This is a genomic window from Gordonia sp. CPCC 206044 (assembly GCF_048537895.1).
In the GTDB taxonomy this organism is placed as follows: Bacteria; Actinomycetota; Actinomycetes; order Mycobacteriales; family Mycobacteriaceae; genus Gordonia.
In genome coordinates this window covers 467,929-490,748 of sequence record NZ_JBCLVL010000002.1, presented here as the reverse complement: position 1 = coordinate 490,748, position 22,820 = coordinate 467,929, and the positions used below count along the sequence as shown (strand labels likewise).

Below are 22,820 nucleotides of genomic sequence, written 5' to 3'. Positions count from 1 at the left end.
TACGGTCAGTCGTTCGCGGAGTGACCGCCGACGACACGCAGGTGTCCGTCGTCGACCGAGCTGTCGGTGATCCCCGCGGCGATGACGTCCGGCGGATCCTTGGGCAGGCCCTGCTGCTCACGCAGTACCTTGATCAGCTCGTTGACCACGGTCACCGAATCGCTGGACAGACCCGCGAGGCGGAAAGCAGCGAGCTGGACATTGGTGTCCGCCTGCAACCGCATCAGGTCGATCTCGTCACGCGTTCGCTGCGCTGCTCGGTCTTCCAGGAAGTAGTGCACGTCGACACCGAAGGCGGCAGCGATGCCCTCCACGGTGCGGAACGACGGCGACTTCGCCTTACCCGAACGCAACTGGCTCAGGTACGACTCCCCCAATCGGAATCCACGCTCGGTCGATCGGGCTGCGATCGCCTTTGCGCTGTAGGCTCGACCGTTCGGACCCGGAACGGTACGGAAGAGTTCTTCCAACCGTCGCGCGAACAATCCTGGGTCTACGGTCTGCATTGGATCTGGCGTCTCGACGTCAATACGACGTTCGGCGTCCCCCACCGGCCTCTCCGTCCGTTGTGAAGTCATTATTCTCCCCGGCAAACAAAAACTTGAACTTGCAAACATTAAAGACCGACGTGCATCGTCATTGCAACGCTCAATACGATCAGTAACGTACCCGACTGTGCCGTTCCATGCGTATCACCTGTGCCGATACTGTAACGATCGCTCGGTGTGGCATTGTTCACACTCGATCGCAAAGTTCGTGTAGTCGCGCGAACTCGACCTTACCGGAAGATGAACTCCGGACGAAGAATCGAAGCATGATCTGACACACAGGCGACCAGCAGAAGGACCCGATGAAACACCGCCTACCGAAACACCACCGCCCACGTGGCCGTGCCGGCTTGATGGCCGCATTGGCCCTGGTCATCGCTGCTGCAGTACTGGCTATCGGGACCGGTGTGGCGGTGTCCACGCCGGGCGGTTCGTCGGGTTCGGGCTCAGGTTTGGGCTCCGAGGACTCGAGCAGCTCATCAGGCTCCGGCTCCGAGGGCTCGAGCAATACGTCGGGGTCCGGCTCCGAGGGCTCCAGCAACTCATCGGGCTCCGGCTCCGAGGACTCCAGCAACGCATCGAACTCGGACACTGACAGCTCGAGCAGTACGTCGGGTTCGGGTTCCGAGGGCTCGAGCAGTTCATCGGGCTCGGGCTCGGACGGCTCGAGCGACACGTCGGACTCGGAGTCCGACCCTTCGGGCGGGTATGGATTCTCCGGTGGCGGTGAGGATTCGAAGGATTCCGGCAAATCAATGAACGGCGGGGACACCGGCCGGAGCCGCAGCACCTCGTCGACCGACAGCGACTCGACGAGCGAGAGCGACGGCGGCGAGAGTTCGGACGGAGAGTACGGGGTGCCCGGAGGCGACTACGGCGTACCCGGCGGCAACCACGGCATTCCCGGCGGGGATTACGGCGTCCCCGGCGGCAACCACGGCGTACCGAACAAGGACTACGGCGTACCCGGCGGGGATTACGGCGTACCCGGCGGGGATTACGGCGTACCGGGCGGCGATCACGGCCTCCCCGGCAATGACGAGACCGATGATCCCGACGGTCCGTCGGAGACGCCCGATCCGCCGAGCGAGACAGCTCCGGAATCATCCGGACCGACCGAGGGTGGCGACACGTCGTCGGGCTCCGGGGCGAGCGAGCCGCAAACGTCCCCGTCCAAGCCGACCAAGCCGTCCACGAACATCGTCACCCCGGGCGGATCGTCGGATTCCGATTCGGCCCCCACCGCACCCGCGGCACCGCGCCGCGATTCACCTGCCCCGCGGACACCCTCGCACGGCGGCCCCCCTGCCGTTCCCGGCGCGGGATCGGCTGCAGGACAACAGGACCAGGGCTCCTCGAGCCCCGGCACCGCCGGACAGGCTCAGGGTGACGGCGGTTCCGCGGTCGCCGGCGCCCAGCGACCCGGCGCCGCACCAGGCCCGGCGGGCGATGCGCCGAAGGCCCCGCAACAAGCGTCGGTTCCGGGCGGTGCCCCCACATCGAACCCCGAGAGTGTGCTGACCGCGACGAAGAGGATCGTCATCGGACTGGCACCCGGCGGCCTGCTGTTACTCGGCGCGGTCGCACTGCTCGGCAGCGGGTCGTTCCTCGAGGCATTGCGGACGTATCGGTCCTGATCGACGCCGATCAGCCGGGCCGATGGCCGGCGAGCAACTGATCCTCGTGGGGGACGGCTGATCTCGCGCCATCCGTGATCCACTCGCGGAGCACCTTGGTGGCCTGGACGTCGTCTTCGTTGTACTCGAGCAGACGACGGACCTGGGTCGGATCCGGTGTGGTCCCGCCGAGTCCGACCGCCTCGCGGTACCAGTCCATCGATGCCTCACCGCTGGCCTCGGCATCACGCCAGGAGAAACCTGCCACCGGTGCCACACGTTTGAGTCCCTTGCCGTTCGGACAGATGAAGTTGCGACCCACGGCCTCGTAGATGTCCACCCATTGCTCGGAGGCGATGAACTCCTCGACCTCGGTCAACGGCGGTATCCCCGGCTCTCCCACGAACCGCCTCGCCGATCCCAACAGCCACCGGTTCTCGGCCTGCTGCGAATAGCAGTAGGCGGCAAAGGTTTTCCCGGCGTCGCGAGCCGCGGTCCGTTCCGCGCTCAGCCATGCCCAGAACTCCGCGAACGAGCGCGCCTCGTCACGGGTGGGTAGCGGCCGCCAGGTGGCGAACGCGCGGTACCGGACCGGCCGAGTCGGATCGACGTTGTCGGTCAGCAGCGTCCCCCACAGGTAGGCGCCGTGCTCGCCGTAGCTCTCCATATCGACGTCGACCTCGACGTCCGCGCGCGCGACCTCGGGTTCGGTCAAGCGGCGCACCAGTGGGATGTCGGCGAGCCAGGCGACGGCGTTCACCACGGCGTCCTCGAAACGGGCATTACCCGGCCAGTCCTCGGGTGCCGGGCCGCGGAAATGGGCCAACTGATCGATGGTGGTGATCCCGGCCTCGGCCAGCACCAGGCTCTGGTTGCCACCGACCACGAGGCTGACATCTCGTCGCTCCTCGAGTTCCGGGCCGCATCGCACCCACCAGGGACAGCTTCGGCATTCGCCGACGCGGCGCGGCACCGTCGGCACCTCTCCCCGGGCAATGGCCATCCGGCGCGGAAAGGTCTCGGCGTACTCCGCGAGCAGGGGGCCCATCTCGTACACGACGATGCAGTCGGCATCGAGGCCGATGGCGCCACCGCGGAGGTCGTCCGGATCGGTGGAGGCGGTGAGGCCGAGGTCCATCAGCATGGTGGTCAGTTGGGCGAGGCGTAGCTGGTCTCGGCGGTGATTACGCGCGTTGCGGGTCGGGTCGGGCGCGGGTGCCCAGGCCCACACCGGGCTCGTCGTCGACGACGCGCCATTGCCGTTGCCATTGCCGTTCGATTTGGCCGGGTAGCTGACCCGGTGATTGACGACGATGACGGGCAGATAACCGTCACCCTCGCGGACCAGCAACTCGGCGTGGGCACGTCGTCCGCGTTCGCGGTCGACCGGAAGGGTGGCGTTCCAGATCCAATCGGCCTTGTCGGCGCATGCGGCCAGCGTGGCCTGCACGCGGGATGCGTGATCGGGTGCGTCGACGACGACCACCGTGCCCTCGGGCTGATCGCTGTGCAGACCGCGCACCATGTCCCGGACTCCCGACCGGTGTTCCTGTGCGGCCTCCTTGCGACGCTGGGCCTCAGGGGTGTCGGGTCGAGACCGGACGAGATCCGGATGCTCGTGGTCGAGGTGCAGTCGATGCTCACATCCGCTGAGGTCGCGCGGGTGCAGCACCACTGTGTCCACTGTCCTGTTCCTTTCCCCGACCCGGCCCGCGCTCGGGTCTCCGACCGCACCGGAGGAGCTCTGCGCGGGACCGGTGCCTTTCGAGCCTATGTAATGCTTGTACCAACGCAGGCATCGCTCGCTCGGCGTTTCGGTCCGAGTGGTCGTTCGTACACCGAGTCACCACAGAAGGAGGTCGGTCCGGCGATGGCATTGTTCTCGTCCGATCCGAAGACCCGCGCCCAGCGCAAAGCCGAGGCGAAGGCCCTCAAGGCGAAGGCCAGGATGGAGGCCAAACTCGAGGCCAAGAGGCACCGGAAGTCCGAACGGGCTCGGCGTCGAGACGAGCGCAAGTTCCGGGCGAAGGAGCTCAAGGACCAGCGCAAGACGGCCAAGGTCGCAGGCAAGGCTCAGAGCAAAGCGGCCAAGGCTGACGCGAAGGCGACCGCCGCGAAGGCCAAGGCCGCCTCGGATGCGAAACCGTTCAGCCCGGTCAGCGTGCGGCGTTATCTGACGGTGGCGCGTCTGGTGGCGCCGGTGGTCGTGCCGATCGCCTACCGAGGCGCGGTCGCGGCGCGTGGCCAGATCACCAACCTGCAGGCCCGCCGCGCCGGGGTCGCACCCGAGGTGTTGCGACAGTTCTCGGGCCACGGGGCGACCCTGTCTGCGCGGCTCAGCACGACGCGGGCAGCAGTGGCACGAGTCGCAGGCAAGGATTCGTCCGCGGATGCGCAGGAATTCGTGACGGCGATGACCGGCCGCCTGGACAACCTCTCGGTCGCCGTCGATGCCGCCGAAGCCATGCCCCCGGCACAGCGACGGGCCGCACATCAGTCGATCGAGAGCGAACTCGCAGCCATCGACGCCGACGTGCTCGCCCGCCTCGGCGTCCGAGCCTGAGCGGCCGCCTCTCCTCGAACGGCAGAGTGACCCCGTCGGCGATGAACCACCCCGAGACAGCACGCAAGGGAGCGTGAGCATGACCGAACCCGATCCGGACCGGACTCCCCCGTCAGAGCCGACGGCCGGGCCACAGCCCCCGGCAAAGAAAGCCCCTGCCAAGAAGGCGCCGGCCAAGAAGGCACCCGCCACCAAGGCAGCAGCGAAGAAGGCGGCAGCGAAGAAGGCACCCGCCAAGAAAGCACCTGCGAAGAAAGCGCCGGCGAAGAAGGCCGCAGCCAAGAAGGCCCCCGGCACAAAGGCCGCGCCCAAGAAGGCGCCACCGAAGACCGATACGGCCCACCAGCTCGACGATGGCCTGAACACCGACGCCCTGAACACCGATGCGCCAACCGCCGATGCCCAGACCCGCGACACCGGCGCCCAGACCCGCGACACCGGCGCTCAGACCGGCCACGCGCACGACGGCGGCACCCAGGTCAGTGGTGCTCAGAAGGACGCCGTCGCGGACCAGACTCAGCCCTCCTCGGACCAGCCTGCCTCCTCCTCGGACCACACGGCGGCCGCGCCACCGCCCTCCGCCGATGCGCCCACCGACAAGTCGGCACCCGCCGACGACGCCGCAGAGTCCGCAGAACCCGCGCGCGTCGCCGACGACACGTCGACGCGACCACAGAGTGACGCCATCCCGCCGGCCGCGGGGTGCGGGTCACAGACCGACGTCGGACGGGTCAAGCCGCCGACCGCGCCGTCGAAACCGGGCGTGCGCAAGGATGGTTCGACCGGGCCGTCCGGTCCGGCGTCCACCGGACCCAGCGCACCACCGTCTCGGCCGTCGCCTGCCGTCGTCGACGCCGTTGCCGAATCCGATGCTCAGCGAGCAACTTTCGCTCAGCTGCGGGCCGGTGCGCCGACCGAACTCCCGACTCCCGATCGACGGCTGCCGATCATCGCCGCAGGCCTCGCGGCACTGTTGCTGATCCTGGTCGCTGTTCTGCGTCGGCGGCGCTGAGCGTTCAGGCGCCCCCGACGCGGGCGAGGATCGCTGCGGCGACGTCGTCCGGGTGCCGCTCCGGCAGCCAGTGATCGGCTCCGGTGATCACCCGGAACTCGTACGGGGCGTCGACGCATCGCGCGGTCATCCGTGCGGCGGCGCGACCCAGGTACACGTCCCCGTCGCTCCACACGTACGTGGTCGGCACCACCACGTCGGGAACCCGCGAGTCGGAGAACGAAAACGGTAGGCCCCGATACCAATTCAACGCACCGGGCAGGGCTCCCGAGGTGACCATGTCGTCGTACAACCGGCTCATGAACGGTTCGGGCAGACCCACCCGCGGCAGTGTGCGAGTGCCTGGCCGAAAGATCTTGGTCAGCGCGAACTCCGGGATCACCGGCAGGTTGAAGAACCCCATGTACCACGACCGCAGCAGCTGTCCCCGCGGCATGGCCCGCAGGAATGCCATCGGGTGCGGCGTCGAGAACGCGGTGAGACTGCGCACACGATCGGGATGAAGCGCGGCGGCGGCCCACGCCGCGATCCCACCCCAGTCGTGGCCCACGAGATCGACCTTCTCGACGCCGAGGGCGTCGATCAGCGCGACCACGTCCTCGACGATCAGGCCCAGTCGATAGTCGCGTCGGCGGGGCGGGCGCGCACGCGGTGAATAGCCGCGCATATCCGGCGCAATCGTCCGGAAACCCTTGTCGTGCAACAGCGGAACCACCAGGTCCCACGCGGTCGCGCGTTGCGGGAATCCGTGCAGCAAGACGATCGGAGTACCGTCGATCGGCCCGGCATCGATCACGTCGAAGGTGTGAACGCCGTTGGAGTACTCGGTGAGGCGTGCGGTCATGGTCGACATCCTTCCCCCAGTCGCCCTCGACACTACCTGTCGCGGTGCCCGGTTCGGTTCAGACGTGCCACCGCCCGCGAGGTGCTGTCCTCGCGGGCGGTGGTTCACGGTGTCGAGATGATCAGATCAGTTTGTACACCGTGGTGCCACCGACCGTGGTCGCGGTGTAGTGCTCGGCCACCCACTCGGAGATCTCCGAATTGCCGCCGGGGCCGCCCATCCCGCCACCGATGTAGTAGGCGATCTTGCCGTCCTTCACATACTGGATGAACTGTTCGAGTGTCGGAGCGGGATCGCCGCTCCATCCCCCGATGGCCATGACGGCCTTGCCCGTGGCGATCTCGATACCCGCTGCGGACTGCGAACCGTTGGTGGCGGCCGCCCACGTGGAGTCGGTGTTCTCCAGCAGGCTCACCAGTTCCGAGTTCGACGAGATGTCGCCCATCCCGCCCGGTCCGCCACCACGGTGTCCACCGTTCTGGCCGGCACCGTTCTGGGCCGAACCGCTCTGGGCCGAACCGCTCTGGGACGAACCGTTCTGGGCCGCACCACTCGGGGCAGCACCACTCGGGGCCGAGCCGCTCGGCGGTGTTCCCGTCTTGCCGCCCTGGGACGACCCGGCCGTACCGTCGGCGCCCTGCCCGTTCTGGGTCGGTCGCATGCCACCGGCCCCGCCGCCGGGGAAGCCCATGCCGCCACCGTCCATCGACGTCTGCACCGCCGTCGGGATCGAGCCCGAGTGAGGTGTCGCCGCGGTTGCCACGGAGAATGCCGCGGTACCACCGAATCCGGCGATCGCACCGGCGATCACGGCTCCTGCCACCACCTTTCGCCAGCCCAGCACACTGCCGACCAGAAGCGCGATCACGCTGAGCGCGACCACCACTCCGATCGCCCAGCGGCACCACAGCGGGCCCCAGTCGTTGCGGTTCAACAACACGATCGACCACCATCCGGCGAGCCCGATCATGCCCGCCATCGCGATCCGGCCATCCCACCGGGCGCGCCTGCGCCAGGCGAACACCGCGCCCATGCCGATCAGCGCGCCGATCGCGGGGGCCAATGCCACCGTGTAGTACGGATGGATGGTTCCGCTCATGAAGCTGAAGATCAATCCGGTCACGACAAGCCAACCGCCCCAGGCCATCACAGCGCCGCCCTCGACCCGGTCGAGTCCGTCGGCGAACCGGAAGATCGGGAAACTGCGCAGTCCCAGGTAGACGGCGAACACCAGGGCGAGCAGCGCCACCGGCAGCAGCCAGGAGATCTCGTTACCCATCTCCGATCCGAACAGTCGGTTGAGTCCGGTTGCACCACCAAAGGATCCGCCTGCCTGACCGCCGCCCGGTCCGCCACCCCCGCCGGGACCGGAACCACCGCTGATGCGCCCGACACCGTTGTAGCCCCAGACGAGGTCCATGAACGTGTTGTTCGTCGAGCCACCGATGTAGGGCCGCGACGATGCCGGCACCAACATCGTCACCAGGACGAACCAACCCGCCGACACGACGAGCGCGACCGTCGCACCCACCAGGTGCCCGATCCGCTTGAGCCATCCGGTGTTCGCGAACAACAGGTACGCCAGACCGAAGGCGGGCAGCACGAGCAGTCCCTGCAGCATCTTGGTCAGGAACGCGAACCCGAGTGCCACACCGACCAGCGCCAGCCAACGCCCGGAGTTGGTGCCGATCGCGCGGATGAGGCAGTAGCCGGCGGCGACCATCAACAGGACCAACAGTGCATCCGGGTTGTTGAACCGGAACATCAGGGCCGCGGCGGGAGTGAAGGCGAGGACCGCGCCCGCGATGAGGCCCGCGGCGGTGCCATGCACCGGGTTTCTGAAGGTGCGACGCATCGCGCAGTACATCAACGCGACCGAGGCCACCCCCATGAGCGCCTGCGGCGCCAGGACCGCCCAGCTGTTCATGCCGAAGATCCGCACGGAGAGCCCGGTCACCCACAGGGAGGCCGGTGGCTTGTCCACCGTGATGAAGTTGGCCGAGTCCAGCGAGCCGAACAGCCAGGCCGTCCAACTCTGCGAACCTGCCTGTGCGGCGGCGGCGTAGAACGTGTTGGCGTAGCCGCTCGCGGCGAGATTCCAGAGATAGAGAAACGCGGTTGCCGTCAGCAGTCCGGCCAGCGCGAAGGGACTCCAGCGCACCGCGCGGCGCGGCTTCGCCTTCTCGGCCACGCGCCCGCCGGCGTCACCGTCCGGGGGCGGCAGTTCGCCGGGGGTGTGCGTGCTCGAGCGTGCCAGCACTGTGGTCATGGTGGGTCCTCCTGTCGGATGTCTGAATCCACAGTGGGCCCCCGTACTCACCCCCGGCTGGACGGTGGCTGGGAGAAGGCTGTGAGCGTCGGCTCGCAGCCCTCTCCGACCGTCCGAGCCGGCTCAGCGACCGGGCAGGTACTTGAGCGCGCGCACCGCGTACGGAGTCACGGCCCGATACACGTTCTTCGGGATCACCGGTGCGCGGTCGATACCGATGAACCGCTGCTCGGCGATGGTCTGCGGCTCGGTGTACTTGATCAGGCCCTCGTCACCGTGCCGGCGTCCCACACCCGAGATCCCCATGCCGCCCATCGGCGCGGCCGTCGACGCCCACGCGGCCGCGTAGCCCTCGTTGATGTTGACCGTGCCCGCACGCAACTGATCGGCGATCGCGTTGGCCTCGGCGCTGCTACCGGCGAACACACTCGCATTGAGCCCGTAGCGGGTGGCGTTGGCCAGCTTGATGGCCTCGTCGGTGGAGTCCACCGGGTAGATCGAGACGACCGGACCGAAGGTCTCGTCGGCGTAGCAGGTCATCTCGTCGGTGACGTCGGTGAGCACCGTCGGCTCGAAGAAGAACGGGCCGAGATCGGCACGGCGTCGTCCGCCCGCCAACACCTTGGCGCCCTTGGCCACCGCGTCCTGCACATGGGCCTCGGCGGTGTCGACCTGTGCGGCCGAGGCGAGCGAACCCATGTCGGCGTTGAAGTCGTAGCTCGCGGCCAGCCGCATCGACGACACGAACGCCGCGAACTTGGTGCTGAACTCGTCGGCGATCGCCTTGTCGACGTAGAGCCGTTCGATCGAGATGCACAGCTGCCCGGAGTTGGAGAAGCATGCGCGGGCAGCGCCCTCGACGGCGTTGTCGATGTCGGCGCCTGCGGTCACGATCATCGGGTTCTTGCCACCGAGCTCGGCGGAGAAACCGATCAACCGGCGCCCGGCCTGCTCGGCCAACGATGCGCCCGTCTCGGACGACCCGGTGAACATCACATAGTCGGCGGTGGCCATGATCGCTTGTCCGACAACACTTCCCGGACCCGGAACCACTGCGAAGAGCTCGGCGGGCAGGCCTGCCTCGTACAGGAGTTCGGCCAACGCGAGTGCACAGTACGGCGTCTGACTGTCGGGTTTGATCACCACCGCGTTGCCCGCGACCAGTGCGGCAACCGCGTCCGACACAGCCAGGGTCAGCGGATAGTTCCATGGGCTGATCACGCCGACGACGCCCTTGGGCTGGTACCGCACCCGCACACTCGTTGCGCCGGGCAGCATGCCCTTGACCTTGTGCTCGGCCAGCACCTTGGGACCGTTGGTCGCGTAGTAGCGCGCGGTCAGCGCGACGTCGAGGACTTCTTCCTGCGCGTAGCTGCGTGCCTTGCCGGTCTCGGCCTGCGCGATGTCCATCAGCGCGCCTGCGTTGCGGTGCACCAGCTCGGAGAACCGGTCCAGTACCTCGGCGCGCTGTGCCACGGTGCGGGCGGCCCACCCTTCCTGGGCGCTGCGCGCGCGAGCGACCGCCGCCTCGAGATCGTCGGCGGTGGCGACCGGGATGGTCGCCATCTCGACACCGCTGAAGGCCTCGAGGACGGGCCTGGTCGGCCGGGCTGCCGCATCGTCGACGGCCACGAGCGCGGACAGACGGCGGAAGTAGTCGGCAGTGGGCTTGGGCATGATCTGGTCCTCAGTTCTCGGCGGACTCGGGGGTCGTCTCGTCGGCAGTCGTCTCGGCGGTCGGGGCCTCGTCGGCATCGGAGCCATTCGCGGCAACGTCGTCGGCGGTCTCGGGGGCGACGATCACGATGCCGTCGTCGTCGGAATAGACGATGTCGCCGGGGTTGAAGGTCTCGCCGCCGATGGTCAGCGCGACGTCCCGGTCGCCGACCCCCGACTTGGAGGACTTGCGCGGGTTGGTGCCCAGCGCCTTCACACCGATCTCCATCCCCCCGATCGCTGCGGAGTCACGGATCGCGCCGTTGACGATGATGCCGACCCAGCCGTTCGAGCGGCCGAGCTCGGCGATGATGTCGCCGACCAGTGCGGTATGCACCGACTCCGCCCCGTCGATGACCAGGACACCGCCCGGGTTGTCCTCACCGAGGACGGACTTGAGCAACGCATTGTCCTGGAAGCATTTGACGGTGGTGACGGGTCCCACGAACTCACGACGGCCCCCGTACTGCGTGAACTGGGTGTCACAGCTGCGCACGGTGTCACCGATCTCGTCCACGAGATCGGCAGTCGGTGTGAAGGTCAGCTCGCTCATAAGCCCAGTCTAGGCAGGGCTCAGGTGTTGCTGTGACCGGGAGGCACAGCTATTTGCCACAGCACGCTCGCCGATCAACTCTCCGACGGCCTGGCCAGCGGAAACGGTAGAGATTCGCGGATGGACCGGCCCGTGATCAGCATGACCAACCGATCGACACCGATACCGAGACCACCCGTCGGCGGCATCCCGTATTCGAGCGCCTGTAAGAAGTCCTCGTCGAGTTCCATCGCCTCCGCGTCGCCACCGGCCGCGCGGATCGATTGGGCGGTCAATCGCCTGCGCTGTTCGACCGGGTCGGTCAGTTCGGTGTACGCGGTACCCAGCTCCACACCCCAGGCCACCAGGTCCCATCGTTCGGCAACGCCGGGCATGGTTCGGTGGGCCCGAGTGAGCGGCGAGGTCGACGTCGGGAAATCGGTGTAGAACGTGGGCGACGTGGTGCGGGCCTCGCCGAGGTGTTCGTACAGTTCGAGCACCACCTGTCCGGCGTCCCAATCCGGACGGTACGCGATGTCCAGACGGTCGCAGACGATGCGCAACTCCTCGACGCTGGCCGACGGGGTGATCTCTTGTCCGGCGGCGGCCGACACGACGTCGTGCACGGTGCGGATCGGCCACTCTCCCGAGATGTCGATTCGTTGCTCGTGACCGTCGGCGCCGGTCCGCACCACCACCGGTTCTCCGTGCGCGGCCACCGCCGCGTACTGGATCATCTCGCGCGTGAGATCCAGCATCGTCCGGTAATCACCATGGGCCGCATAGGCTTCCAGGCTCGTGAACTCGGGATTGTGGCTGAAGTCGACGCCTTCGTTCCGAAAGTTCCGACCGATCTCGAACACCTTCTCCACACCGCCGACACACAGGCGTTTGAGGTACAACTCGGGCGCGATGCGCAGATAGAGATCGAGGTCGTATGCGTTGATGTGGGTCCGGAACGGAGTTGCGTTGGCCCCACCGTGCAACCGCTGCAGGATGGGGGTCTCCACTTCGAGGAAGCCGCGGGTCGACAGGAAGTCGCGGAGGGCACGCACCACGGCACTCCGGGTGGCCAGCAGTTCGCGGCTACGTGGATTGACGATCAGGTCCACGTAGCGCTGCCGCACCCTGGCCTCGGGGTCAGTCAGGCCCGACCACTTGTCCGGCAGCGGCCGCAGACATTTGCCGTTGAACCGCCAGGCGTCGACGAGCAGCGACAGTTGCCCCGATCGGCTGCTGCCGACGGCCCCTCTCGCCTGGATGAGATCGCCGAGGTCCACGTCGGTCCCGAAATCCGGGGTACCGGGGATCAGCCGTGATTCCTCGATCAGGACCTGCGCCTGTCCCGACCAGTCCTGGACGTCGGCGAAGACGACCTTGCCGAAGTCGCGCAGACGGATGACCCGGCCGGCGACGATCACCTGGGTGCCGGGTGGTTGCGCCACCGCCTCGGCGATCGTGTGCGTGGGTGGATCCGGTGTCGGATACAGGTCGAACCCGGCGTCGTTGAGCCGTTGCATCTTGTCCAGACGTACCCTGACCTGCTCTGGCCTGCGCACGTCCACCACCGGTCGAGCGGACTGTTCCTCGAGCTCGGCGATCAACGCATCCACGTCGACGCCCGTGGGGATGGCCGGCCGGCCCGCGGCGTAATGCCTCTCCCGACCGATCCGCGGAAGCCGGACGAAGCCCTCGGTGACGATGGCGGCGAGCCCGACCCGCGGCAGCACCCGATGGTCCTCGAAGCACAGGTACCGGGGCTGCCAATCCGGCCGGTACTTGGCGTTCGACTTGTAGAGGGATTCCATCTGGAAGAACCGGGAACCGAACATCAACACCGAGTAGGTGGCCCGCATGACCGGCCCGGCCCCGATCTCGGCGCCCTGCTCGAAGAACGCCCGGAACGTCGCGAAGTTCAACGACATCTCGGTGATGCCATACATCTCGGAGTCGGTGGCGAGTGTCGTGATCATGGTCTCGACGACGCCGTTGACGGATTCCCGGTCGCGGCGCATCACGTCCAGCGACACACCTGTGCGACCCCACGGGACGAACGAGAGCATGCCGACGACCTTCTCGTCGTCTCGTCCTTCGTTCTCGACGACCTCGACGGCCTCGACGAGCAGACACTGACCGTCGGCGGAGTCGCCGAGGCGACCGAGCGCCATCGCGAAGCCGCGCTCTTCGTCGGTGTCGCGCCATGCGTCCGCCCGTGCGACGACCGCGGCCATCTCGTGCTCCGACAGTTCGCTGTGTCGTCGCACGCGCACCGTGATCCCGGCCCGTCGAGTACGGGTGACCGCCTGCCGTACCCCTTTCATGGCCGATCCGCTCGTGGTGAATCCACGGGTGTGCAGGATCGCTTCGTCGCCGATCGTGAGCGAGACGAAACCGGCGGCGTCATAGGCTGCGGCGCCGCGCGCGCTCGACCCCATCGCCGCCGGATGCCAGCCATAAGTGGTGCACAGCGCCAGGAACTCCTCGATCGCGTCGTTCCAGGCATCCGGGTCGCCGATCGGGTCGCCGCCGGCAAGGCCGACACCGAGTTCCACCCGATAGGTGATGGCGGCACGACCGTCGGACGAGAAGACCACCGCCTTGTCGCGCCGCGTAGAGAAGTACGCCAACGAGTCGTCGCTGCCATAGGTGGCGATCAAGGCGCGGATCAGCCGCTCGTCGGCGGCGGTGATGAGGGCGTTGAGCCGTACCGAACGGAACAGGACGAGCGCGGCAGCGATGAGCGCCAGGGCTCCGAACAGTCCGAGCAGCCCATTGATGGGGGCGTAGGTGTGCCGCCCGCCGAACACCGTCTCCTGATCGACCGACACGAACGCCGCGACGCGGTTGAACGCGTACGGCAGGCTGTCGGATCGGGTCAGCGTGTGCGGGAACAACCACACCAGCCCCCAGCCGACGAGCGTTCCGACGAGCAGCCCGCAGATCAGCACGCCCGCCGCCCGCGCGACGGCCCCTTTGCGGACCCGGGTGTGGAATTGCCGACGGGTGGCGAACAGGAAGACCAGGACCGTCAGGTCGATCGCGATACCGATGCCGAGGTTGATCCGATCGGTGTCGGTGACGAGGAAGTCGTCGGCGAATGCCGGAACGAGGAAGATCGCGTTGCCGATCATGTACAGGATCACGAAGATGACGCAGATCCACCACGCGATCCGTTTGCGCATCGACAACGCGAACGCGACCAATGCCAGTACGAATGCCCAGGCAAAACTGGTGTCGGGCAAGGTGATCACGAAGGTGTCGACCCAATTCCGCGGCGTGTGAACGAGATGCCGGAACACCGGGAACAGGCTCGACAACAACGCGATCGCGGCGAGCACCCCGACGACGGTTCCGGCGATACGAGGCGCGTCCCGACCGAATCCCCGCGGTGTGCGGATGTGCTCGATCAGGTCTCGGGAACGCCGATCCGCCGACGACCCGCTTCCGAGCACCGACTCGTCGTCGGAGATGGCGGGAGGTGTGGGACGAGGCGCGTGCGACGTCATGACGAAACGCTATCTCGTCGGGTCTCGCCTCACGCCCATCAGTTCGGCAAGATGATGCCGGTGGAAGACATACCGATTCGCGACGACTCGATCCGCCTGGGTCAATTCCTGAAGCTGGCCAATCTGATCGATTCCGGCGCCGAGGCCAAAGGTGTGATCGCCGACGAGTTGGTTCTCGTCAACGGCGAGGTGGAGATCCGTCGCGGTCGCCAGTTGGTACCCGGCGACGTGGTGGAACTCGAGGGTCAGAGGGCGCGGGTCGCGAGGGGCTGAGCGGCGGGGCCCGCGGACTGTACTCACCCCCCTGCGTCGCCGCGGCGGCAGGCGTGCTGCGGTCTAGGTGTGGAGACGTTTCAGCTCGGCAGGGGTGGCCAACCGCTCGGCCTCGGCCGGGAACATGCGTGCCGAACGCACGCGGGTCAGACGCCCCCCGGTCAGCGAGCTCCACACCCCACCACGACGAGTAGTCGAGGACGAGTTAGTCAACTTCACGACCAATCACTTCCTGATTCACTACGACGGACTCAATATTGTGCTTACTGTAGTCGGTCGGCTGGCGGTACCCAACACGTTTGCCCGCGCAAAGAACGTTGCCTTCGCCACACTGCTGATACATCGATCGTGCCATGGTTGGTGTTACCCGCCCGGCATTGACGCGAACCTTTTCGTGGCGTAACTCACATCAACTCTCGCTCGCCCCGGAACGGCACCCACAGACAGTTCTGCCCCCGCGGTCCTCGTCGGGCGAGGTTCCGCGGGGGCAGAACTGGTGACTCTGGCTACCTCAGCGCTGCGCCACCTGGGTCGGGTAGATCGGCGCGGGGAGATCGGAATGTCCGGCCAGGAATGCGTCCGCAGCGGCAGCTGCCGAGCGGCCCTCGGCGATCGCCCACACGATCAGCGACTGTCCGCGGCCGGCATCGCCTGCGACGAACACGCCCGGCGCTCCGACGGCCCCGAAGTTGTCGTCACGCTTGATGTTGCCGCGCTGGTCGTACTCGACACCGAGCTTGTCCAGCAGATCGGGGCGCTCCGGTCCGACGAATCCCATCGCCAACAGGACGAGGTCACACTCGAGCTCGAAGTCGGAACCCTCGACCTTTTCGAAGCGGCCGTCACGCATGACCACCTCATGTGCCTTGAGGTGCGTGACCTTGCCGTTCTCGCCCAGGAACGCTTCGGTGTTGACCGAGAAGACGCGCTCGCCACCCTCTTCGTGCGCCGACGACACGCGGTACATCAGCGGGTAGGTCGGCCACGGGGTCGACTCCGCGCGCTCCTGCGGCGGACGCGGCATGATCTCGAACTGGTGCACGATCTCGGCGCCCTGGCGCAACGACGTGCCCAGGCAGTCGGCGCCGGTGTCGCCGCCGCCGATGATCACGACCTTCTTGCCCTTGGCGGTGATCTGACCCTCGACGGTGTCGCCGAGCTGAACTCGGTTGGCCTGCGGCAGGAACTCCATCGCCTGGTGGATGCCGTCGAGTTCGCGGCCCGGGATCGGCAGATCGCGGCCGATGGTCGAGCCGTTGGCCAGGATGACCGCGTCGTAGTCGGCACGCAGTTGTTCGATCGTGACGTCGACGCCCACGTTGACACCGGTCTTGAAGACGGTGCCCTCGGCCTCCATCTGCTCGAGACGGCGGTCGATGTGGCGCTTCTCCATCTTGAACTCGGGGATGCCGTAGCGCAGCAGCCCGCCGATCCGGTCGGCGCGCTCGAAGAGCGTCACGTCGTGACCGGCGCGGGTCAGCTGCTGTGCGGCGGCGAGACCGGCCGGACCGGACCCGACGACGGCAACCGACTTGCCGGTCTTCGCCGCAGGCATGACCGGCGAGATCCAGTCGTTCTCCCAGGCGTTGTCGATGAGCTCGACCTCGACCTGCTTGATGGTGACCGCCGGCTGGTTGATGCCCAGCACGCACGACGACTCACACGGCGCCGGGCACAACCGACCGGTGAACTCCGGGAAGTTGTTGGTCGCGTGCAGTCGTTCGATCCCGTCTCGCCACCGATCCTTGTAGACCAGGTCGTTCCACTCGGGAATCAGGTTGCCCAAGGGGCAACCGTTGTGGCAGAACGGGATGCCGCAGTCCATGCACCGGCTCGCCTGCGTCTGCAGCTCGGAGTGTTCGAAGTCTGTGTAGACCTCTTTCCAGTCCAGCAGACGCAGATCGACCGGGCGACGGTCGGGCAACTCACGTTCGGTGTGCTTGAGAAAACCTCTGGGGTCAGCCACGTGCGGCCTCCATGATTGCTTCGTTCACGTCTCGTCCGGCGTTCTCGGCTGCCTCGATCGCCTTCAGCACGCGCTTGTAATCGCGCGGCATGACCTTGGCGAACTGGCCCTGCGCCTCGTCCCAGCCGTTGATGATGGCCGCCGCGACCGGAGATTCGGTCTCGGCGCGGTGCTCTTCGATGATCCCGGCCAGGAACTCGATGTCCTCGAGTTCGAGTTCCTCGATCTCGACGAGCTCGGTGTTCAGGTTGGCGGCGAGCTCACGATCGGGGTCGTAGACGTACGCGATGCCACCGGACATACCCGCGGCGAAGTTGCGCCCGGTGTCGCCGAGCACCACCACGCGTCCGCCCGTCATGTATTCGCAGCCGTGGTCACCCACGCCCTCGACGACGGCGGTCACACCGGAGTTACGCACGCAGAACCGCTCCCCGACCACACCGCGCAAGAAGATCTTGCCCGCGGTGGCACCGAAGCCGATGACGTTGCCGGCGATGATGTTGTCCTCGGCGACAAAGCCTTCCGGCGCATTGCGTGCCGGGCGCACCACGATCCGGCCGCCCGACAGACCCTTGCCGACGAAGTCGTTGGCGTCGCCCTCGAGCCGCAGCGTGATGCCCTTGGGCACGAACGCACCGAAGCTGTTGCCTGCCGAACCGGTGAAGTCGATGCTGATCGCACCATCCGGGAGTCCATGCGCGCCATAGGCCTTGGTGACCTCGTGGCCGAGCATGGTACCGACGGTCCGGTTCACGTTGGTGATCTTCGACGCGAAGTTCACCCGCACCCCGTGATCGATGGCCTCACGGCTCTGGGCGATCAACTGCTGATCGAGCGCCTTGTCGAGCCCGTGGTCCTGGGTGCCGGAGCAGTACAGGTCCTGGTTCATGAACGGCGATTCCGGGGTGGCCAGGACCGACGACAGATCGAGCTTGCCCGCCTTCGACGATCCCCAATGCGCCACGGCCTTCGCGGTGTCGAGGGCCTCGACGTGCCCGACGGCCTCGCGCAGCGTCCGGAAGCCCAGTCGTGCCAGCAGCTCCCGCACCTCTTCGGCGATGAACATGAAGAAGTTCTCGACGAACTCGGGCTTGCCGGTGAATCGTTCACGCAGCAGCGGGTTCTGGGTCGCCACGCCCACCGGGCAGGTGTCGAGGTGGCAGACACGCATCATGATGCAGCCCGAGACCACCAGCGGAGCGGTCGCGAAACCGAACTCCTCGGCACCGAGCAGAGCGGCCACCACGACGTCACGACCGGTCTTGAGCTGGCCGTCCACCTGCACCACGATGCGGTCGCGGAGTCCGTTGAGCAGCAACGTCTGCTGTGTCTCGGCCAGGCCTATCTCCCACGGTGCACCCGCGTGCTTCATCGAGGTGAGCGGGGTGGCACCGGTGCCGCCGTCGTGCCCGGAGATGAGCACCACGTCGGCGTGCGCCTTGGACACACCCGCCGCGACCGTTCCCACACCGACCTCGGAGACGAGCTTCACATGGATGCGCGCCGCCGGGTTGGCGTTCTTCAGATCGTGGATCAGCTGAGCGAGATCCTCGATCGAGTAGATGTCGTGGTGCGGCGGCGGCGAGATGAGACCCACGCCCGGCGTCGAACCACGCACCTCGGCCACCCACGGGTAGACCTTGTGCGGCGGGAGCTGGCCGCCCTCACCCGGCTTGGCACCCTGCGCCATCTTGATCTGGATGTCGGTGCAGTTGCTCAGATAGTGCGACGTGACACCGAAGCGACCCGACGCGACCTGCTTGATCGCACTGCGCCGCCAGTCGCCGTTCTCGTCGTGGTGGAACCGGCGCGGATCCTCGCCGCCCTCACCGGAATTCGACCGGCCGCCGAGACGGTTCATCGCGATGGCGAGGGTCTCGTGTGCTTCCGCCGAGATCGAGCCGAAGCTCATCGCGCCGGTGGAGAAACGCTTGACGATCTCGCTGGCCGGCTCGACCTTGTCGATCGGAATCGGGTCGCGGTCACCGAAATTGAAGCCGAACAGACCGCGCAGCGACGCCATCTTCGCCGACTGGTCGTCGACGAGCTTGGTGTACTCCTTGAAGACCTTGTACTGGCCGGTCCGCGTGGAGTGCTGCAGCTTGAACACCGTGTCCGGGTTGAACAGGTGGTACTCGCCCTCACGACGCCACTGGTACTCACCGCCGACCTGGAGTTCGCGGTGCGCGCGCTCGGTGGGCCGGTCGGTGAACGCCAACGCGTGGCGGGTGGCGACGTCGGTGGCGATCTCGTCGAGACCGATGCCGTCGAGCTGGCTGTTCAGCCCGGTGAAGAACTCGTCGACGGTGTCCTGCCCGATACCGATGACCTGGAAGAGCTGGGCACCGGTGTAGGAGGCGAGTGTGGAGATGCCCATCTTGGACATCACCTTGAGCACACCCTTGCCCGCCGCCTTGATGTAGTTCTTCTTGGCGGTGGCGAAGTCGATGTCGCCGAGCGCACCGCGCTCGACCATGTCCTCGATCGACTCGAACGCCATGTACGGGTTGACCGCTGCGGCACCGAATCCGACGAGCGCGGCCACGTGGTGGACCTCGCGGCAGTCGCCGGACTCCACCACCAACCCCACGCGGGTGCGGTTGCGCTCACGCACCAGGTGATGGTGCACGGCGGCGGTCAGCAGCAGCGACGGGATCGGGGCCAACGTCTCGTCGGACTCGCGATCCGAGAGCACGATCAGGTTGACACCGTCCGCGATGGCGGCGCTGACCTTCGTGCGCACCTCGTCGAGGGCCTTGCGCAGGCCGTCCCCACCGTCGGCGACCGGGTACAGGCCGTGGATGTGACGGCTGCGGAAGTCCGGCAGCGCGTCGTTCTCGTTGATCCGGACGAGTTTGGCCAACGCGTCGTTGTCGAGGACCGGCTCGGGCAGCAGGATCTGCCTGCACGATTCCGGCCCCGGGTGCAGCAGGTCGGCTTCGGCGCCGATGGTGCCGCCCAGGCTGGTGACGACCTCTTCGCGGATCGCGTCCAGCGGCGGGTTGGTGACCTGTGCGAACAGCTGTTGGAAGTAGTCGAACAGCATCCGCGGCCGCGCCGACAACACCGCGATCGGGGTGTCGGTACCCATCGAACCGATGGCTTCGGCGCCGGTCTTGGCCATCGGCGCCACCAGGAGGTTCAGTTCCTCGTCGGTGTAGCCGAAAACCTGCTGGCGCAACGCCACCCGCTCGTGCGGCATGTGCTCGTGCGGGAGCGCCTCGACGTCGTCGATGTGGACGAGCCCCTTGTCGAGCCATTCCTGGTACGGATGCTCGCCCGCGAGTTCGTCCTTGATCTCCTCGTCGTCGACGATCCGGCCGGCAGCGGTGTCCACCAGGAACATCCGGCCCGGCTGCAGGCGGAGCTTCTGCACCACGTCGGCATGGTCGATGTCGAGGACGCCGACCTCCGACGCCATCACCACGAGCCCGTCCTTGGTGACCCAGATGCGGCTGGGGCGCAGTCCGTTACGGTCCAGCACTGCGCCGACGACGGTGCCGTCGGTGAAGCACACCGAGGCCGGTCCGTCCCAGGGCTCCATGAGCGCCGAGTGGTACTGGTAGAACGCCCGGTGCGCGGGCTTCATCGACTCGTGCCGCTCCCAGGCCTCCGGGATCATCATCAGCACGGCGTGCGGCAGGCTGCGCCCACCGAGATGCAGCAGCTCGAGCACCTCGTCGAAGCGTGCGGTGTCCGATGCGCCCGGTGTGCAGGTCGGGAAGATCTTGGATGCCACGTCGTCGTCGCCGAAGACGGAGCTGTCGATGAGTGCCTCGCGGGCGCGCATCCAGTTCTCGTTGCCGGTGACGGTGTTGATCTCGCCGTTGTGGGCGATCCGCCGGAACGGATGGGCCAGCGGCCACGACGGGAACGTGTTGGTGGAGAAGCGCGAATGCACCAGCCCCAGCGCACTCTCGACCCGGGAATCCTGCAGGTCGAGGTAGAACTCGCGCAGCTGCGGGGTGGTCAGCATGCCCTTGTAGACGAAGGTCTGCCCGGACAGGCTGGGGAAGTAGACGGTCTCGCGGCCGGGGCCGTCCTGACCGGCGCCCTTGTTGCCGAGTTCGGCCTGCACGCGCTTGCGCACGATGAATGCCTTGCGCTCGAGATCCATCCCCGTCGCGCCGGCCAGGAAGACCTGGCGGAACGTCGGCATGGCGTCGCGCGCCAACGCACCGAGGGAGTTCTCGTTGGTGGGCACCTCACGCCAGCCGAGCAGACTCAGCCCCTCGGCCTCGACGATCTTCTCGACGCCCTCGCACGCGTTGCGTGCGTCCTCGGAGCCCTGCGGCAGGAAGGCGATGCCGGTGGCGTAGGAGCCCTCTTCCGGCAGCTCGAAGTCCACCGATTCCCGCAGGAAGCGGTCGGGTACCTGGATCATGATCCCGGCACCGTCGCCGGTGTTCGGTTCAGCACCGGCAGCGCCGCGGTGCTCGAGGTTCACCAGCGCGGTGATGGCCTTGTCCACGATGTCCCGACTGCGTCGTCCGTGCATGTCGACGACGAACGCGACACCACAGGAGTCGTGCTCGTTGACCGGGTCATAGAGCCCGATGGGGCCCGGAGCATGCTTCATATGTTCGCCTCACTCAGTGCGCGACGCTGCGCACGCATTCACCCGTATATGTCCTGGGGACACAGCACCGTGTCCCTTGGTCACATCACTCGCCGGCCACCGTGGGAGCCGCCCGATTCGTTGGGCTGACCTGGTCGGCTCCCGGCCGTGTAGCGATGTCCGTGTCAGCGTCGTTGCTGACGGCGCACCCGGGCATGACTGTGCAGCCCGGCGCCACCCTGCTCAAAAGCATTGTTCGTTATTTTCTCACGACGGGTGCCTGGTATCGAAATCCGGCTACCACAATCGTGACGATTCCGCAGCGTACACGCCGGTTTCGCATGCTTTGAGGGCCCGCCGCGATGGTCTAGCGTCGGGGCTGTGCAGATGCCCGCTGTAGAGCCCGCCCGGGGGGCACAAGAGCGTGGCTCGCTACGGGCTCGCGCCATCAACGGGTACCTCAGCCGCGTCTCCCGCCCGCTGATGACCGCGGGGATGGGACGCAGGCAGGCCTCCGCCCGGATGATCAGCACGATGCGCCCGGGCCTCAACCGGTCTCTGGCCGCTCTGTCGCCGGTCCCGGCCGGTACTCGGGTGCAGCAGGTGCGAGCCACGGTCCCCGACGGCCAGGTGCGCGGCGAGTGGGTCGGCGCACACGGGGGACCAGCACGTCCCGACACCGCGGCGCGGATCATCTACTACCTACACGGCAGCGGTTACGTCATCTGTTCACCGCGAACCCATCGCGGCGTGGTGGCCAGGTTGTCCGCCGGGACCGGGTGGTCGGCGTTCAGTCTCGATTACCGGCTGGGACCCGAGTACGCCTTTCCCGCCGCCGGTGACGACGCCATCCGCGGCTATCACTGGCTGCTGTCCCACGGGTTCGATCCGGCGCAGATCGTGGTGGCCGGCGACTCCGCGGGCGGACACATGGCCCTCGACCTGCTGGCCGACAACGCGCGCCGCGGCATCGGGCAACCGGGTGCCATGGTGCTCCTCTCACCGCTCTATGACCCGTCGTTCTCACTGGCCGTCGCAGGGCAGCTTCGCGGCGTGCGGGACCCATTCATCGACGCCGTTGCCGCACAACGGGTCCTGCAGCTCTACACCCGGGACACCGCCGCCGACCACCCGCGCATGCGCATCCTGCTCGACGATCGGATGTGCCTGCCGCCCACGCTGATCCAAGTCGGCGGCCTGGAGGTGATGGCCGACGACGCCCGTGCCATCCATCGCATGCTCGCCGCCGCCGGTGCCGATGTGCGCCTGCAGGTATGGCCCGATCAGGGCCACGTTTTCCAGATGTTCCCGCTGTTCTCCCCCGAGTCCGGGCATGCGCTGGCTGAGGTGAGCTCATTCCTGGCCGGGACGATCTCGTCCGAGCGCGGGTGACCGCCACCGATGAGAGGATCGGGTC

The 22,820-nt window shown here is 67.2% G+C and carries 14 protein-coding genes; 5 read left to right on the top strand and 9 right to left on the bottom strand.

What is annotated here, in order from left to right; all coding sequences use genetic code 11:
• Positions 1-5: 5 nt before the first annotated feature.
• Complete coding sequence (locus AAFP35_RS04715; RefSeq protein ID WP_419220387.1) at positions 6-578, bottom strand: XRE family transcriptional regulator; 573 nt, start codon at positions 576-578, stop codon at positions 6-8.
• Between the two features lie 725 nt (positions 579-1,303).
• Between AAFP35_RS04715 and AAFP35_RS04710 the strand changes: the two genes are divergently transcribed.
• The gene (locus tag AAFP35_RS04710; protein WP_419220386.1) at positions 1,304-2,185 is read left to right on the top strand and encodes a hypothetical protein; all 882 of its coding nucleotides are present in this window, start codon (positions 1,304-1,306) and stop codon (positions 2,183-2,185) included.
• Between the two features lie 10 nt (positions 2,186-2,195).
• Here the strand turns inward: AAFP35_RS04710 and AAFP35_RS04705 are convergent, their stop codons facing one another.
• On the bottom strand, positions 2,196-3,848 hold the full coding sequence (locus AAFP35_RS04705; RefSeq protein WP_419220385.1) for a TM0106 family RecB-like putative nuclease: 1,653 nt from the start codon (positions 3,846-3,848) through the stop codon (positions 2,196-2,198).
• 186 nt (positions 3,849-4,034) lie between these two features.
• Between AAFP35_RS04705 and AAFP35_RS04700 the strand changes: the two genes are divergently transcribed.
• Positions 4,035-4,727, top strand: coding sequence for a DUF6474 family protein (locus AAFP35_RS04700; protein ID WP_419220384.1), 693 nt, complete (start codon positions 4,035-4,037; stop codon positions 4,725-4,727).
• A 79-nt stretch (positions 4,728-4,806) separates the two neighbouring features.
• Positions 4,807-5,739, top strand: a complete 933-nt coding sequence (locus tag AAFP35_RS04695; protein ID WP_419220383.1) for a hypothetical protein — start codon at positions 4,807-4,809, stop codon at positions 5,737-5,739.
• Positions 5,740-5,743: 4 nt separating this feature from the next.
• On the opposite strand, the gene AAFP35_RS04690 is transcribed toward AAFP35_RS04695, so the two are convergent.
• The 5 genes from AAFP35_RS04690 to lysX all read right to left on the bottom strand — a co-directional run bounded on the left by AAFP35_RS04690 (position 5,744) and on the right by lysX (position 14,606).
• The gene (locus AAFP35_RS04690) at positions 5,744-6,583 is read right to left on the bottom strand and encodes an alpha/beta fold hydrolase (protein ID WP_419220382.1); all 840 of its coding nucleotides are present in this window, start codon (positions 6,581-6,583) and stop codon (positions 5,744-5,746) included.
• 121 nt (positions 6,584-6,704) lie between these two features.
• Positions 6,705-8,852 carry an ArnT family glycosyltransferase gene (locus tag AAFP35_RS04685; RefSeq protein WP_419220381.1) on the bottom strand — a complete coding sequence of 716 codons (2,148 nt, stop codon included), beginning with the start codon at positions 8,850-8,852 and terminating at the stop codon, positions 6,705-6,707.
• A 123-nt stretch (positions 8,853-8,975) separates the two neighbouring features.
• Complete coding sequence (locus AAFP35_RS04680; protein ID WP_419220380.1) at positions 8,976-10,529, bottom strand: succinic semialdehyde dehydrogenase; 1,554 nt, start codon at positions 10,527-10,529, stop codon at positions 8,976-8,978.
• Between the two features lie 10 nt (positions 10,530-10,539).
• Positions 10,540-11,121: a ribonuclease E activity regulator RraA gene (gene rraA, locus AAFP35_RS04675; RefSeq protein WP_419220379.1), complete on the bottom strand. Its 582-nt coding sequence runs from the start codon at positions 11,119-11,121 to the stop codon at positions 10,540-10,542.
• 74 nt (positions 11,122-11,195) lie between these two features.
• Positions 11,196-14,606, bottom strand: coding sequence for a bifunctional lysylphosphatidylglycerol synthetase/lysine--tRNA ligase LysX (lysX, locus tag AAFP35_RS04670; protein ID WP_419220378.1), 3,411 nt, complete (start codon positions 14,604-14,606; stop codon positions 11,196-11,198).
• Between the two features lie 54 nt (positions 14,607-14,660).
• On the opposite strand from lysX, the gene AAFP35_RS04665 reads away from it, so the two are divergent.
• Positions 14,661-14,879: an RNA-binding S4 domain-containing protein gene (locus tag AAFP35_RS04665; protein WP_419220455.1), complete on the top strand. Its 219-nt coding sequence runs from the start codon at positions 14,661-14,663 to the stop codon at positions 14,877-14,879.
• Between the two features lie 511 nt (positions 14,880-15,390).
• On the opposite strand, the gene AAFP35_RS04660 is transcribed toward AAFP35_RS04665, so the two are convergent.
• Complete coding sequence (locus tag AAFP35_RS04660) at positions 15,391-16,845, bottom strand: glutamate synthase subunit beta (RefSeq protein ID WP_419220377.1); 1,455 nt, start codon at positions 16,843-16,845, stop codon at positions 15,391-15,393.
• Complete coding sequence (gltB, locus tag AAFP35_RS04655) at positions 16,838-21,424, bottom strand: glutamate synthase large subunit (RefSeq protein ID WP_419220376.1); 4,587 nt, start codon at positions 21,422-21,424, stop codon at positions 16,838-16,840. Before gltB ends, AAFP35_RS04660 begins: the two co-directional genes overlap by 8 nt.
• 366 nt (positions 21,425-21,790) lie before the next feature.
• On the opposite strand from gltB, the gene AAFP35_RS04650 reads away from it, so the two are divergent.
• Positions 21,791-22,795 (top strand): alpha/beta hydrolase, encoded by a 1,005-nt coding sequence (locus tag AAFP35_RS04650; RefSeq protein ID WP_419220375.1) that lies wholly within the window; start codon positions 21,791-21,793, stop codon positions 22,793-22,795.
• The last annotated feature ends 25 nt before the right edge of the window (positions 22,796-22,820 follow it).